This is a genomic window from Amycolatopsis sp. NBC_00355 (assembly GCF_036104975.1).
GTDB lineage: Bacteria > Actinomycetota > Actinomycetes > Mycobacteriales > Pseudonocardiaceae > Amycolatopsis.
The window spans coordinates 9,459,014-9,471,973 of record NZ_CP107982.1 but is presented as its reverse complement, the minus strand read 5'-3'; the positions used below and the strand labels follow the sequence as shown (position 1 = coordinate 9,471,973).

Annotated in this window: 10 protein-coding genes; 5 read left to right on the top strand and 5 right to left on the bottom strand. The window is 71.9% G+C overall.

Annotation, left to right across the window (positions count from 1 at the left end):
• Positions 1-22: 22 nt before the first annotated feature.
• Together OHS18_RS44075 and OHS18_RS44070 are read left to right on the top strand one after the other, a co-directional pair.
• The gene (locus OHS18_RS44075) at positions 23-733 is read left to right on the top strand and encodes a class I SAM-dependent methyltransferase (RefSeq protein WP_328442554.1); all 711 of its coding nucleotides are present in this window, start codon (positions 23-25) and stop codon (positions 731-733) included.
• A complete protein-coding gene (locus OHS18_RS44070; RefSeq protein WP_328614798.1) occupies positions 730-1,506 on the top strand; it encodes a hypothetical protein in 777 nt (258 codons plus the stop codon). Before OHS18_RS44075 ends, OHS18_RS44070 begins: the two co-directional genes overlap by 4 nt.
• Here the strand turns inward: OHS18_RS44070 and icmF are convergent.
• Positions 1,503-4,736 carry a fused isobutyryl-CoA mutase/GTPase IcmF gene (gene icmF, locus OHS18_RS44065; protein ID WP_328614797.1) on the bottom strand — a complete coding sequence of 1,078 codons (3,234 nt, stop codon included), beginning with the start codon at positions 4,734-4,736 and terminating at the stop codon, positions 1,503-1,505. The genes OHS18_RS44070 and icmF overlap by 4 nt on opposite strands.
• Before the next feature lie 138 nt (positions 4,737-4,874).
• Between icmF and OHS18_RS44060 the strand changes: the two genes are divergently transcribed.
• The 3 genes from OHS18_RS44060 to OHS18_RS44050 are packed head-to-tail and all read left to right on the top strand — an operon-like array spanning position 4,875 to position 6,332.
• The gene (locus tag OHS18_RS44060) at positions 4,875-5,240 is read left to right on the top strand and encodes an ArsR/SmtB family transcription factor (protein ID WP_328442560.1); all 366 of its coding nucleotides are present in this window, start codon (positions 4,875-4,877) and stop codon (positions 5,238-5,240) included.
• Positions 5,221-5,697 carry an SRPBCC family protein gene (locus tag OHS18_RS44055; protein WP_328614796.1) on the top strand — a complete coding sequence of 159 codons (477 nt, stop codon included), beginning with the start codon at positions 5,221-5,223 and terminating at the stop codon, positions 5,695-5,697. Before OHS18_RS44060 ends, OHS18_RS44055 begins: the two co-directional genes overlap by 20 nt.
• On the top strand, positions 5,694-6,332 hold the full coding sequence (locus tag OHS18_RS44050; RefSeq protein WP_328442564.1) for a DUF899 domain-containing protein: 639 nt from the start codon (positions 5,694-5,696) through the stop codon (positions 6,330-6,332). The genes OHS18_RS44055 and OHS18_RS44050 overlap by 4 nt, the downstream gene beginning before the upstream one ends.
• Positions 6,333-6,456: 124 nt before the next feature.
• Here the strand turns inward: OHS18_RS44050 and OHS18_RS44045 are convergent, their stop codons facing one another.
• The 4 genes from OHS18_RS44045 to OHS18_RS44030 are packed head-to-tail and all read right to left on the bottom strand — an operon-like array spanning position 6,457 to position 12,475.
• Positions 6,457-7,020: a GTP-binding protein gene (locus OHS18_RS44045; RefSeq protein WP_328442566.1), complete on the bottom strand. Its 564-nt coding sequence runs from the start codon at positions 7,018-7,020 to the stop codon at positions 6,457-6,459.
• A gap of 28 nt (positions 7,021-7,048) precedes the next feature.
• A complete protein-coding gene (locus OHS18_RS44040) occupies positions 7,049-7,765 on the bottom strand; it encodes a DUF742 domain-containing protein (protein WP_328442568.1) in 717 nt (238 codons plus the stop codon).
• Positions 7,766-7,772: 7 nt separating this feature from the next.
• On the bottom strand, positions 7,773-8,225 hold the full coding sequence (locus tag OHS18_RS44035; protein ID WP_247063292.1) for a roadblock/LC7 domain-containing protein: 453 nt from the start codon (positions 8,223-8,225) through the stop codon (positions 7,773-7,775).
• Entirely contained in the window at positions 8,222-12,475 is a 4,254-nt protein-coding gene (locus tag OHS18_RS44030; protein WP_328614795.1) for a sensor histidine kinase, read from the bottom strand. The genes OHS18_RS44035 and OHS18_RS44030 overlap by 4 nt, the downstream gene beginning before the upstream one ends.
• Positions 12,476-12,960: the final 485 nt, after the last annotated feature.

Sequence of the window (12,960 nt, the reverse complement as noted above, 5' to 3'; positions counted from 1 at the left end):
TACGTTGAATAAGGGGGCAAGGATGACGAATCCGGGCACGAGCACCGAGGACCTCGACTTCGAGCAGGCCTACCGCGGCGCCACCCCGATCGGCCGGAAGATGCCGTGGGACCTGGGCGCACCGCAACCGCTGGTGGTCGCGCTGGCCGACGCCGGCGAGTTCACCGGCGACGTCCTCGACATCGGCTGCGGGCTCGGCGACAACTCCGGGTTCCTCGCTTCGCGCGGGTTGAACGTCACCGGATTGGACGGCGCGCCGTCAGCTATCGAACAGGCCCGCACCCGTGCCGAGGGCGTCACCTTCGCCGTCGCCGACGCGACGAAGCTCGAAGGCTACGAAGGCCGCTTCGACACGGTGCTCGACAGCGCGCTCTACCACTGCCTGAACGAGGACGCGCGGCGCGAGTACCTCGCCGCGCTGACCCGCGCGACGCGGCCGGGCGCGCACCTGCACCTCTTCTGCTTCTCGACGGAGGTGCCCGACGCGTTCCCCGCGCCGTACCTGATCAGCGAGGCGAACCTGCGCGAGACCGTCGGGAAGGACTGGACGATCGAGCGCCTCGAACCGGCCGTCTACACCACCGCGTTCGACGTGGCGGAGCTGCGGGCCAGCGTGGGCGCGATCCTCGACCCCGAGGCCGACACGTCGGCCCTGGCCACCCTCGCCACCGACGCCGAGGGCCGCGCGCTGGTGCCGGTCTGGCAGCTGAGGGCGGTACGTTCGGCCGGGTGATCCTCGAGACGTCGGTGGTGCCGCGGGACAGCGCCGAACCCTGCGCCGACCGGCTGGTCCTGGGTGAGCACGTGCTCGGCGTCGCCGACGGCGCGACGAAGAAGCCGTGGGACACCGGTCCGGACGGCGCCGAACTCGCCGAAGCCGTCGCCGGGCACCTGGCCGCCACCGCGGCCGGGTGCCCGGCGCGCGAGGCGGTCGACGGCGCGACCGCGCTGGTCCGGGGGCTGCTGGGCGACGCGGGCGTGGGTTCGGCGGTGTCCTTCTGCGTGCTCCACCTGGGCCGCCGCGAGATCTGGCGCGTCGGCGAAGGCCGCGTGCTGCTCGACGGGCTGCCGGTGCCGCCACGCCCGTCCGGTGAACGGATCGTGGCGGAGGCCCGCGCCCTCGTGCTGCGCCGGCACCTCGCCGACGACGTCCCGGAGGCCACGCTGCGGGCGGACGATCCGGGCCGGGCCGCCGTGCAGGAGCTGCTGCGCGCGCTGGTCGGGCTGCGCAACCGGCCCGACCCGCGCTACGGCTACGGCGCGCTGGACGGCCAGGACGTCCCGGACCTGTTCGTCGAGGTCGTGCCGGTGCCCGGCGGCGTCCGGGAGGTCGTCATCACCACGGACGGCTACCCGGAACCGGCGCCGACGCTGGCCGAGGCCGAACGCCTGCTGGCGCAACGACTGGCGCGCGACCCGCTGATGCTGGACCCGCCGGAGACCAAAGGAAAACGCCCGGCCGCGAATTCCTTCGACGACCGGGCGTACCTGCGCGTGGCGCTCTAGACGTTGCGGCGGTACTGCCCGCCGACCTCGAAGAACGCTTCGGTGATCTGGCCCAGTGAACAGACCCGGGCCGCGTCCATCAGGACGCCGAACAGGTTGCCGCCGCGGGTGGCTGCCTCGCGCAACGCCTTCAAGGCCTGCTGGGCGTCTTCCTTGTGGCGGTGCTGGAAGTCCGACAGCCGGTCCAGCTGGGACTTCTTCTCGTCCTCGGTCGCCCGGGCCAGCTCGACCTCGATGTCGTCCTCGCCCGCGCGCGGGTTGCGGAAGGTGTTGACGCCGATGATCGGCAGCGAGCCGTCGTGCTTCTTGCGCTCGTACAGGATCGACTCGTCCTGGATCTTGCCGCGCTGGTAACCGGTTTCCATCGCGCCGAGCACGCCGCCGCGCTCGGAGATCCGGTCGAACTCGACCAGGACCGCTTCCTCGACCAGGTCGGTCAGCTCGTCGACGACGAACGAACCCTGCAGCGGGTTCTCGTTCTTCGACAGGCCCCACTCCTTGTTGATGATCATCTGGATGGCCATCGCGCGGCGCACCGACGACTCCGACGGCGTCGTGACCGCCTCGTCGAAGGCGTTGGTGTGCAAGGAGTTCGCGTTGTCGTAGAGCGCGCAGAGCGCCTGCAGCGTGGTGCGGATGTCGTTGAAGCTCATCTCCTGCGCGTGCAGCGACCGCCCGGACGTCTGCACGTGGTACTTCAGCTTCTGTGACCGCTCGTTCGCGCCGTAGCGCTCCTTCATGGCCACGGCCCAGATCCGCCGCGCCACCCGGCCGAGCACCGTGTACTCGGCGTCCATGCCGTTGGAGAAGAAGAACGACAGGTTCGGCGCGAAGTCGTTGATGTCCATGCCGCGCGCCAGGTACGACTCGACGTAGGTGAAGCCGTTGGACAGCGTGAACGCCAGCTGCGAGATCGGGTTCGCCCCGGCCTCGGCGATGTGGTAGCCGGAGATCGACACCGAGTAGAAGTTGCGGACGCCGTGGGAGATGAACCACTCCTGGATGTCGGCCATCATCCGGAGGCTGAACTCGGTGGAGAAGATGCAGGTGTTCTGGCCCTGGTCCTCCTTGAGGATGTCGGCCTGGACCGTGCCGCGCACGTTCTTCAGCGCCCACTCGCGCAGCTCGGCGGTCTCATCCTCGGACGGGTCGCGCCCGTGCTCGGCCTTGAACGCCTCGACGCGCTGGTCGATCGCGGTGTTGAGGAAATAGGCCAGGATCGTCGGCGCCGGGCCGTTGATCGTCATCGACACCGACGTGTTCGGCGCGGTCAGGTCGAAGCCGTCGTAGAGGACCTTCATGTCCTCGAGCGTCGCGATGGACACCCCCGACGTGCCGACCTTGCCGTAGATGTCGGGGCGGGTGTGCGGGTCGTGGCCGTAGAGCGTCACCGAGTCGAACGCGGTCGAGAGGCGCTTGGCCTCGGAGTCGGCCGAGAGCATCTTGAACCGGCGGTTGGTGCGGAACGCGTCACCCTCGCCGGCGAACATCCGGGCCGGGTCCTCGCCGTCCCGCTTGAACGGGAAAACGCCCGCGGTGTAAGGGAAGTAGCCGGGCAGGTTCTCCCGGCGCAGGAACGACAGCAGCTCGCCGGACTCGGCGTAGCGCGGCAGGGCGACGCGCGGGACGCGGTTGCCGGACAGCGTGTCGCGCCACAGCTGGGTGCGCAGTTCCTTGTCGCGGATCTTCACGACGAGCTCGTCCTGGCGGTATTCCTCGGCCAGCGCCCGGAAGCGTTCGAGGGTCTTGGTCGCCTCGCCGTCCACCTCGGACGCCGCGGTGGCGAGCAGCCCGTCGAGCGCGTCGGTCGACGCGTCCACCTTGGACAGTTCTGCACGGGCCGTCGTCAGCGCTTCGTGCTTGCGGATCGCCGCGACCTGCTGCTCGGTCTTCGCGTGGTAACCGCGGACGGTTTCGGCGATGTCGGCCAGGTACCGCGCGCGGGTGCCTGGGATGACCGTGCTCGCGTCGGTCGAGACCTTGCCTTCGACGTGCGGCAGCGTCCCGGCCGAGACGGTCAGGCCGCGCTCGGCGAGCAGGCCCCGCAGCTGCTGGTACAGCGCGGTGACGCCGTCGTCGTTGAACTTCGCCGCGCTCGTGCCGTACACCGGCATGTCGTCGGGGCCGGACTCGAACGCCTCGCGGTTGCGCACCAGCTGGCGCGCGACGTCGCGGCGGGCGTCCTCGGCGCCGCGGCGCTCGAACTTGTTGATCGCGACGACGTCGGCGAAGTCGAGCATATCGATCTTCTCCAGCTGCGACGCGGCGCCGAACTCCGGCGTCATCACGTACAGCGACTGGTCCACGAAGTCGACGATCCCGGCGTCACCCTGGCCGATGCCCGGCGTCTCGACGATCACCAGGTCGAAGCCGGCGGCCTTGCAGGCCAGGATCGACTCGCTGAGGCCGGCCGGGATCTCGCCGGACGTCGTGCGGGTGGCCAGCGAGCGGAAGTACACCGGGGAGCCGTCGAGGCAGTTCATCCGGATGCGGTCGCCGAGCAGCGCGCCGCCGCCCTTGCGCCGTGACGGGTCGACCGCGAGCACCGCGATCCGCAGCTTGTCCTCCTGGTCCAGGCGGAAGCGCCGGATCAGCTCGTCGGTGAGCGACGACTTGCCCGAGCCGCCGGTGCCGGTGATGCCGAGGACCGGCACCTCCCGCTTGCCCGCGGCCTCGGTGATCCCGCTCAGCACGTCCCCGGACAGGCGCTCGGCCTGCAGCTGCGTGATGACGCGGGAGAGCGCGGCGACGTCGCCGGAGAGCACCTTGTCGAGCGCCGGGCCGTCGGCCGCCAGATCGACGTCGCAGGCCTTGATCATCATGTTGATCATGCCCGGCAGGCCCATCTCGTAGCCGTCCTCGGGCGAGAAGATCCGGGTGACGCCGCGCGAGTGCAGCAGGTCGATCTCCTCGCGCACGATCACCCCGCCCCCGCCGCCGAAGACCTTGATGTGGCCGGCGCCGCGCTCGCGCAGCAGCTCGACCAGGTAGGAGAAGTACTCGACGTGGCCGCCCTGGTAAGCAGAGATGGCGACACCCTGGACGTCCTCGGCGATGGCCGCGGTGGCCACCTCGTCGACCGACCGGTTGTGGCCGAGGTGCACGACCTCCGCGCCCTGCGACTGCAGGATCCGCCGCATGATGTTGATCGACGCGTCGTGGCCGTCGAACAGGCTCGACGCCGTGACGAACCGGACGGGGTGCGCGGGGCGGTACAGCTCACTGCTCATCCTCCCAAAATACTAGGACTTCCTACTATTGGAAACCGGACGACCAGTGACGCGGCTCTCACCGCACGGCCCGACACCCTTGACAACACCCAGCTGGCAGCTATGTTTAACTAGTCCGTTAATTAACAAGGTGTTGAAATGACTGCTGCTGCCGATCACCTGAGCCGCACGTTCTCGGCGCTCGCCGACCCGACGCGGCGCGCCATCCTCGCCCGGCTTTCGGCCGGTGAGGCGACGGTCAACGAGCTCGCCGGGCCGCTGCCGATGAGCCTGCCCGCGGTGTCCCGGCACCTGAAGGTGCTGGAACAGGCCGGGCTCATCACCCGCGGCCGCACCCGCCAGTGGCGGCCCTGCCGGCTGGAGGCGAAACCGCTGGAAGACGTCGCCGACTGGGTCGCGGCCTACCGCCGGTTCTGGGAGGGCGGCTTCGACCGCCTCGACGAGCACCTGCGGGAGCTGCAGCGGCCGCCGGAAGGAGCGGAAGATGCCGGAAACCCAGCCTGACTCCGGGACCGATTCCGAGCTGACGATCACCCGGGTCTTCGACGCGCCCCGCGAACTCGTCTTCGCCGCGTGGACCGACCCGGACCACCTGGCGAGCTGGCTGGGCCCGAGCGGGTTCACCGGGTGCGCCGTCACCCTCGACACCCGCGAAGGCGGCCATTGGCGGGCGTGCATCCGCTCCCCCGAGGGTGACGAGCACTGGATGCGCGGCGTCTACCGCGAGATCACCGCCCCCGCACGGCTCGTGCTCACCTTCGGCTGGGACGCCGACGGCGACCGGGGCGTCGACACGCTCGTCACGATCGACTTCGCCGACCTGGGCGGCAAGACAGAGATGACCTTCACCCAGACCGGCTTCCCGACCGTCGCCGAGCGCGACGGCCACCACGACGGCTGGACCTCGTCCTTCGACGACCTGGCCGGCGCCCTCCACCTCCGACGAGAGGAAACCCGATGACCGCGATCGTCTCCCCCGAGGAATGGCAGGCCGCGCGCGACGCGCTGCTGGTCAAGGAGAAGGAGCACATGAAGGCGGCCGACCGCCTCGCCGCCGAACGCCGGCGCCTGCCGATGGTCCGCTTCGACGCGGACTACCCCTTCGACAGCGCGGACGGGAAGGTCAGCCTGCTCGACCTGTTCGAGGGCCGGCGCCAGCTGATCGTCTACCACTTCATGCTGCACCCGGGTGACGAGGCGGGCTGCCCGGGCTGCTCGCTGGTGCTCGACAACCTGCCGCACCTGGCGCACCTGCACGCCCGCGACGTCACGCTCAAGGTCGTCGCGCCGGCGACGCTGCCCGAGATCGAGCGGTACCGGACACGCATGGGCTGGGACGTGCCCTGGGTGTCCGCGCACGGCACCGGCTTCACCGACGACTGCGGCGTGGGCGGCGGCTTCGGCGTCAGCGTCTTCTTGCGCGAGGGTGACGACGTCTTCCGGACGTACTTCACGTCCGGCCGCGGTGGTGAGATGTTCCTGGCGTCGCACCGCTACCTCGACGTCACCCCGCTCGGCCGCCAGGAAGCGTGGGAAGAGGACAGCCACGGCGACGACGCGCCCAGCTCCTGGTGGCGCCGCCACGACGAGTACTGAACGTTCGGCGGTACCGAGGGCACGACTCGGCTCGGCCTCGCTCTCGTCGAAACGTGCACGTCCGACGAGCGGGCCGTACCGCCGCGCTGCCGGGCCCGGGGCACGCCCCGGGCCCTGGACGGCGTCAGCGGGCGTTGGCCGCCCGCAGCGCGATCCACTGGCGCATCGCGTACTCGACCAGCGTGATCAGCGTCTGCTTCGTCGACTCCCGGTCCCGGGCGTCACAGCGGACGATCGGGATGTTCGGGTCGATCGACAGCGCCTCGCGGACGTCGTTGATGTCGTGCTCCAGCACACCGTCGAACGTGTTCACGCCGACGATGTAGGGCAGACCGCGGTCCTCGAAGAAGTCGATCGGCGCGAACGAGTCCGCCAGCCGGCGGGTGTCGGCCAGCACCACCGCGCCGATGGCGCCGCGGACCAGGTCGTCCCACATGAACCAGAACCGCTGCTGCCCGGGTGTGCCGAACAGGTAGAGGATCAGGTCCGCGTCCAGCGAAACCCGGCCGAAGTCCATCGCGACGGTGGTCGTCGACTTGTTCGGCGTCTGGTCGAGGTTGTCGATGCCGCGGCTCGCGTCGGTCATCATCGCCTCGGTGGTGAGCGGCACGATCTCCGACACCGACCCGACGAACGTCGTCTTCCCCGCTCCGAAGCCGCCCGCCACCACGATCTTGGCGGATGTCATGGTCGGGGGCGCGGTGTCCCGCGGTGCCTTAAAGCCGACGGAGTCCACTCAAAACCCTTTCCATCAACACCAGATGTGCCTCGGCGCCGTCATTGCCCGTTATCGTCTTGTGCACCGTGACCAGCCCCGCATCCGCCGCGTCGCTGATCAGCACGCGGGCCACGCCCAAGGGCACCCGCAGCGCCGACACGATCTCGGCGACCGAACGGGGGGTCCGGCACTCTTCCATGATCGAGATGCACTCGATCTGCTCCGCGGCCACTTCGGGGAGGCCACCGGTGGCAGCGTAGTCCTTCGTGGAGACGAGCGTCTCCAGCTCCAGCGCGTAATTTGCCCGCGTTCGGCCGCCAGTGAGAGCGTAGGGCCGGACGATCGCGGTCTGGTCCTCGGGGGCCGCTGGTTGTTCGAACACCCGGGGCATGACGAACTCGCCGCTGGGCGGCCCCGGGTCGAACAGCCCGCCGGGGCGCGGTGCGTCCCCGTCGGTACTGCCGGGTGGCGACACTAAAGAGGTCACTCGATCTCCTTGGTCGGCCGACGGCGCTGGTGGCGCCGGCGGTTCCGCGGCCGCGTGGGCACCGGCGGCCGGGGGTGGCGGGGACTCCTTGCCCTTCTTGCGCTTCCGGCGGGCACGGCCGGAATCCAGGGAGAACCCGTTGAAGACGTCGGCGAAGGTGCCGTCGCCCCCTGGACCGGAGGCCTCCGCCTCCGGGGGTTCGCCGAAAGATCCGGGCCCCGTGCTCATCGCGCCATCATCCCACCGGTTCGCCGATCAGGGACCCACCCGAACCCTGGAGCTGGGCGCGCAGCTCCGGGGTCAGGATCTGGCCGACCCGGTCGACGAGCATCGTCATTTCGTACGCGACCTGACCGATGTCGCAGTTGGGGGCGGCGAGCACGGCCAGGCAGGATCCGTCGCTGATCGACATCAGCACCATGATCCCCAGCTCCATCTCGACCACCGTCTCGTTCACCGCGCCGGCCTCGAAGCACCGCGCGGCGCCTTGAGTGAGGCTGACCAGTCCCGACGCCACCGCGGCGAGCTGGTCGGCCCGATCGAGCGGGAGCCGGTTCGACGCGGACAGCAGCAAGCCGTCCGCCGAGACGACCACCGCGTGCGCCACGCCGGGTACTCGCTCGGCGAAGTCGTTGACCAGCCAGCCGAACTGATTCTGCGTCGGCTGAGCGCTACTCGGCGAGGTCATTCACCCTCCAGTGTCTCGTGGTTCGTCTCGGTCGCCCGAGCGTTGCGGTGGCGTCCGCGCTCGATGCCCTGCTGGAAACTGCGCAGGCGACCGCGCACGTCGTGTGCGTCGCGTTGTGGTCGGGGGGCCGTGGCCCCGGTGGGTGGTGCGGCGCTGCCCGGGAGCAGCTGCTCCCCGCGGCGGCGCCGGGGCAATCCTGCCGAAGTGAACGTGGCGGGCGCCGACTGGGACACCGCTTGCACGGTGCGCCAGCCTTCGTCCGAGCCGAAGTTCCACTCCGCCGTCGCCTCCAGGGCGGCGTCTTCCCGGAGGGGCGTCGGAGCCTCTTCCGGGGTCTCCGCCGCCGTCGGCTCGGGTGGTGGCCCGGAACGCCGGTTCGGCAGCCCGGCGGGCGGCGCGGCCGGCCTGTCCTGGAAGGCGGGGTGGCCGCCCTGCTGGGGCAGTTCCTGCTGGTCCGGCCGCTGTTGCCCGGGTTGCTGCCCTGGTTGGTGCGGTCCGGCGTGGCCCGGCTGTTGTCCGGGTTGCCGGTAGGCCGCCGGTGGTTGCTCCGGGAAGCCGGGACGGCCCGGCCCCGGCTGCGGCGGTTTCGGCGGCTGCCCGCCGAACTGCCGCGGCAGGGAGAACTGGCCGGAGCCCGGCTGCCGGTACGCCTGCGGCCCGCCAGGCTGGTGCGGTCCCGACGGCCGGGGTTGCCAGTCGCCGGGCTGCTGGTAGGCCGAGGGATGGCGGAACGCCTGCTGCGGCCCGCCGGACTGGTGCGGTCCCGGGCGGGGCTGCTGCTCGCCGGGCTGTCCGTCGGGCGGCTGGAAGGCGGGCCGCTGCGGCCCCGGCGGCCGGGCGCCGGGGTGGTGAGGTGCGTCCGGCGCGCCGGCCTGCGAGAACTGCGGCCCGTCGGGCTGCTGCTCTCCCGGCTGCTGTCCGCCGACCTGGTGGAACGCCGACGGCTGGACCTGCTGCTGCCCGCCGGGGTACGGCGACGCGGACTGTCCCGGCTGCCCCGGCTGGTGCAGCCCGTTCGCCTGGCTCGGCTGCGGCACTCCGTTCGGGTGTCCCGGCTGCGGCAGTCCGTTGGGCTGCCCCGGCCGCCGCTGACCGGGCTGCGGCCGGCCGTTCGACTCCGCGGACGGCTGCGGCCCCGACTGGGACAGTCCGTTCGGCTGACCCGGCTGCCGGCTCGGCAGCGGCAGGCCGGTCGATTCGTCCGGCTCCTGCTGCCCCGCCTGCTCGGCCTCGAGCTGCTGGTCCTGCTCGAGGGCGTCCGAGTGCGCGTCCGGCCGGATCGGCTGCTCGGCGTCCGTCTCCGCGCCTTGCGCGGTACCCGCCGCCGCGGCTTCGCGGGCTTCCTGGCGGCCGCGGGTCACGCCCTGCTGGAAGCTGCTCAGGCGGCCGCGGACGTCCGCCGGGTCGCGGACCGGGAGATCCGGGCGGGCCGGGGCCGGTGATGAGAAGGCCGAGGGGCTCGAGGTCGCGCTGCCCGGCATGAGCTGCTCGCCGCGGCGGCGGCGCGGGAGGCCCGCGTCGGTGAACGTCGTCGGCTCGGCCTTCGTGACCGCCTGGACCGTGCGGAACTCTTCGTCGCTCGCGAAGTCCCAGCTGCGGCCCTCCGGCTCGGCGGCCGGCTCCTCTTCGGGAGCGGCCTCTTCGTCGACGACGGGCTCGTCTTCGGCGACCGGCTTCGTGGTGGCCGGCTGTCCGGCGGCCGGCTTCTCCGCCGCCGGCTTCTTGGGTGCCGCCTTCTCGGGCGCCGGTTTCTCGGCGGGCTTGTCCTCGCGGAACCACGCGGACAGCATCTCGTCGAAGATCGGCGTCGTCTCCGACAGGTCCAGCGCCGGCGCGGGGGCCGGGGCGGGCTTGGCCGGCTTCGCGGTCGCGTGCCGCCACCAGTCGCTGAGCGTGGTCTCGTTGGCGGAGAACAGGTCCTTGCCCGAGGGCAGGTCGTCGTGGCGCGGCGGCTGCGGCACCGGCAGCACCGCGGGCACCGGCGGCAGGGTCGGCCGCGGCGGCGGCGCCGGGTCGTCCTTCGGGATCGGGGCGAACAGGTCCGTCCCCGAGATCTCCAGGTCCGTCGGCGGCCGCTCGGTAACCGGGCCGTGCCCGTTGGCCAGCCCGGCGAGGTCGCTCGCCGACGGCCAGCGCTCCTCCCCCATCGGCGGCTGCTGCGGGACCACCGGCGGCCGCGGGCGGGAGGTGCCGTTGGTGGTCTGGCGGCGCGGCAGCTGCGTGCCGGCGGGCGGGCTCAGGGGCGGCGGCTGCAGCACGCCGATCTGGCCGGTCATCGGGCCGTCGGTCACCGGCATCACCAGCTCCGCCGGGACCACGACGGTGGCCCGGACGCCGACGATGTCCTTGCCGCCGTGCAGCGAGACGCCGATCCGGTGCCGGCTGGCCAGCCGGCCGACCACGAACAGGCCCATCCGGCGCGAGGTCGCCAGGTCGACCGACCCGGCCTCGGTCAGCCGGGTGTTCGCCTCGGCGACCTCGGCCTCGTTCATGCCGATGCCCTTGTCGAGGATGTCGACGCTGAGCGAGCCGTCCTCGCCCAGCCGCGACGCCACGGTCACCGACGTCTCCGGCGCGGAGAACGCGGTCGCGTTGTCCAGCAGCTCGGCGACCAGGCGCATCAGGTCGCTCGCGGCGTACCCGACGATCCGCGCCGGGGGCGGCGGCTGCACCTGGACCCGTTGGTACTGCTCGATCTCCGACACCGCGGCGCGAAGCATGTCGGTGGTGCCGACCGGCTTGCCGGAGCGACGGCCCGGCTCGGCGCCGGAGAGGACCATCAGGTTCTCGTTGTTGCGCCGCATGCGGGTGGCGAGGTGGTCGAGCTGGAACAGGGTCGCCAGCTGGTCGGCGTCCTCTTCGTCGCGCTCCAGCTGCTCGATCAGCTGCAGCTGCCGCTGCACCAGGCTCTGGCTGCGCCGGGACAGGTTGACGAACACGCTGCCGTAGCCGGTGCGCATCGCGGCCTGCTCGGTCGCCAGCCGCAGCGCCTGGTGGTGCACCTTGTCGAAGGCGCGCGCCACTTCGCCGACCTCGTCGTCGGTCCGGATGGGCACCGGCGTGACGTCGGTGCCCTGCGCGCGGCCCTCCTGGATGTTGCGGACCGCCTCGGGCAGCGCGGTCTCGGCGACGTCGAGGGCGCTGCGGCGCAGCACCTTCAGCGAGCGCAGCAGCTGGCGGGTGATGAGGAAGACGACCGCGACCGCGAGCACCAGGGCGGCGAACAGCAGCACCGCGAGCACACCGGCCCCGCTGCTGGCGTCCTCGACCAGCGACGACGACGTGTCCGACGCCTGCGTGCCGAGCCGGTCGGCGACCTGGGCGATCTGCGCCCGCATCGCCGTGGACGCGATGTTCCAGTCGGTCGCGGAGAGGGCGCGGAAGGCGGTCCGCGCGGAGTCGGGCTGCGCGCCGAGCACCGACTCGACCATCCGGGCGCGGCTCTGCGCGTCGGTGCCTTCGGCGATCGCCGAGAAGTCGCGCTGCAGCGCGTCGCCCGCCGCGGACCGGAAGTCGACGAGCCGGTCGGCCAGCCGCAGCTCGGCGGCGCGGAGGGTGGCCAGTTCGCTCGGCGAGAGCGCGCCGCGGTTGATGCCGTAGGACACCATCGCCTGGCTGAGCGACACCTGCTCGCCCGCGACGAGCAGTTCGTGCAGCCCGGCGGGCGTGCCGCCGAGGGTGCCGTCGCCGGCGCCGGCGGTCGCCGCGGTGTCGAGGCCGATCAGCGCGCCGGTGACCCCGGAGTACGCGGTGACGGCCTGGCCCGGGTCGAGCTGGCCGCCGTCGACCTGGCGGCGGAGGAAGTCGAGGTTGTTCACCTGGGCGGTGGCCGCGCCCGCGGCCCCGGCCACGCCGGGCTCGGCGGCGGACCCGCGGGCCTGCGCGTCGGTGAACGGGCCGACCGCGGCGTCGGTCGCCTTGCGGGCGGTCGCCAGTTCGGGCGTGCCGCCGACGGTGCCGTCGGTCAGCATCGCCGCGGTGACCGTGCGCTCCTGCTGCAGGGCGCTGGTGAGCGCGCGCACCTGGACGCCGAGCGCGACGAGCCGGTCGAGCCGCCGGTAGTCGTCCGACCGGCCGACCTGGCCGGCGATCGTCGTGATGCCGAGCACCATCGCCAGGACGATGGGCACGACGGTGACGGCCGAAAGCTTGACGGGCAGGCTCCAGTCGCGCCAGCGCACGAGCGCCTGCCATACCGCCTTCCCCTTCGACCGCCGGGGTGCTCGGCCGAGCAGTTCCCCGACGGGCACCTGACCTTCTCCTGCAACGGTCACGTGAGTGACTCCCTGTCCGGCGTCATGGATCCGCGTCGGTCGCGCGGCGTCCCGGTTCGCGGCGTTCCGGCGGACGGCCGTGCCGCCCCCGCCCAGCCGCGTCCCGGGCCCCCTCGCACGTCCCCGGCTGCCCCTCCGGCCGCGCGCGACGAGCACCGTCCCGGCGTCCCGTTCCCGGGACTCTGCACGTGCACGGCGCAAGTTGCGGTCTGCACGGTCGTCGAGATCAACTTAATCGGCGCCAATCGGATCGCTGCGGTCAGCTGGGCCAAAGAATCGTACCCCCGCGGCCCGGCCGGTCAATTGTGTTCCCGGCTCAGGCTCTGACCTGCGAAAAGTACTTTCCGGCCCGGTAGTGGGCGGACTCATTCTGCACGGCCGGGGCGGAAGAGGGAATTCCGGTTACCGGACGCGGCGATAGTGAGCGTCCGGCGGTCACCCGATTAGCCCACTCGGCGGAG

What these genes read in the sequence shown, in the direction of transcription:
- OHS18_RS44075 (WP_328442554.1), top strand. Translation starts at nt 23, where the DNA reads ATGACGAATCCGGGCACGAGCACCGAGGACCTCGACTTCGAGCAGGCC.
- icmF (WP_328614797.1), bottom strand. Translation starts at nt 4,736, where the DNA reads ATGAGCAGTGAGCTGTACCGCCCCGCGCACCCCGTCCGGTTCGTCACG.
- OHS18_RS44060 (WP_328442560.1), top strand. Translation starts at nt 4,875, where the DNA reads ATGACTGCTGCTGCCGATCACCTGAGCCGCACGTTCTCGGCGCTCGCC.
- OHS18_RS44055 (WP_328614796.1), top strand. Translation starts at nt 5,221, where the DNA reads ATGCCGGAAACCCAGCCTGACTCCGGGACCGATTCCGAGCTGACGATC.
- OHS18_RS44050 (WP_328442564.1), top strand. Translation starts at nt 5,694, where the DNA reads ATGACCGCGATCGTCTCCCCCGAGGAATGGCAGGCCGCGCGCGACGCG.
- OHS18_RS44045 (WP_328442566.1), bottom strand. Translation starts at nt 7,020, where the DNA reads ATGACATCCGCCAAGATCGTGGTGGCGGGCGGCTTCGGAGCGGGGAAG.
- OHS18_RS44040 (WP_328442568.1), bottom strand. Translation starts at nt 7,765, where the DNA reads ATGAGCACGGGGCCCGGATCTTTCGGCGAACCCCCGGAGGCGGAGGCC.
- OHS18_RS44035 (WP_247063292.1), bottom strand. Translation starts at nt 8,225, where the DNA reads ATGACCTCGCCGAGTAGCGCTCAGCCGACGCAGAATCAGTTCGGCTGG.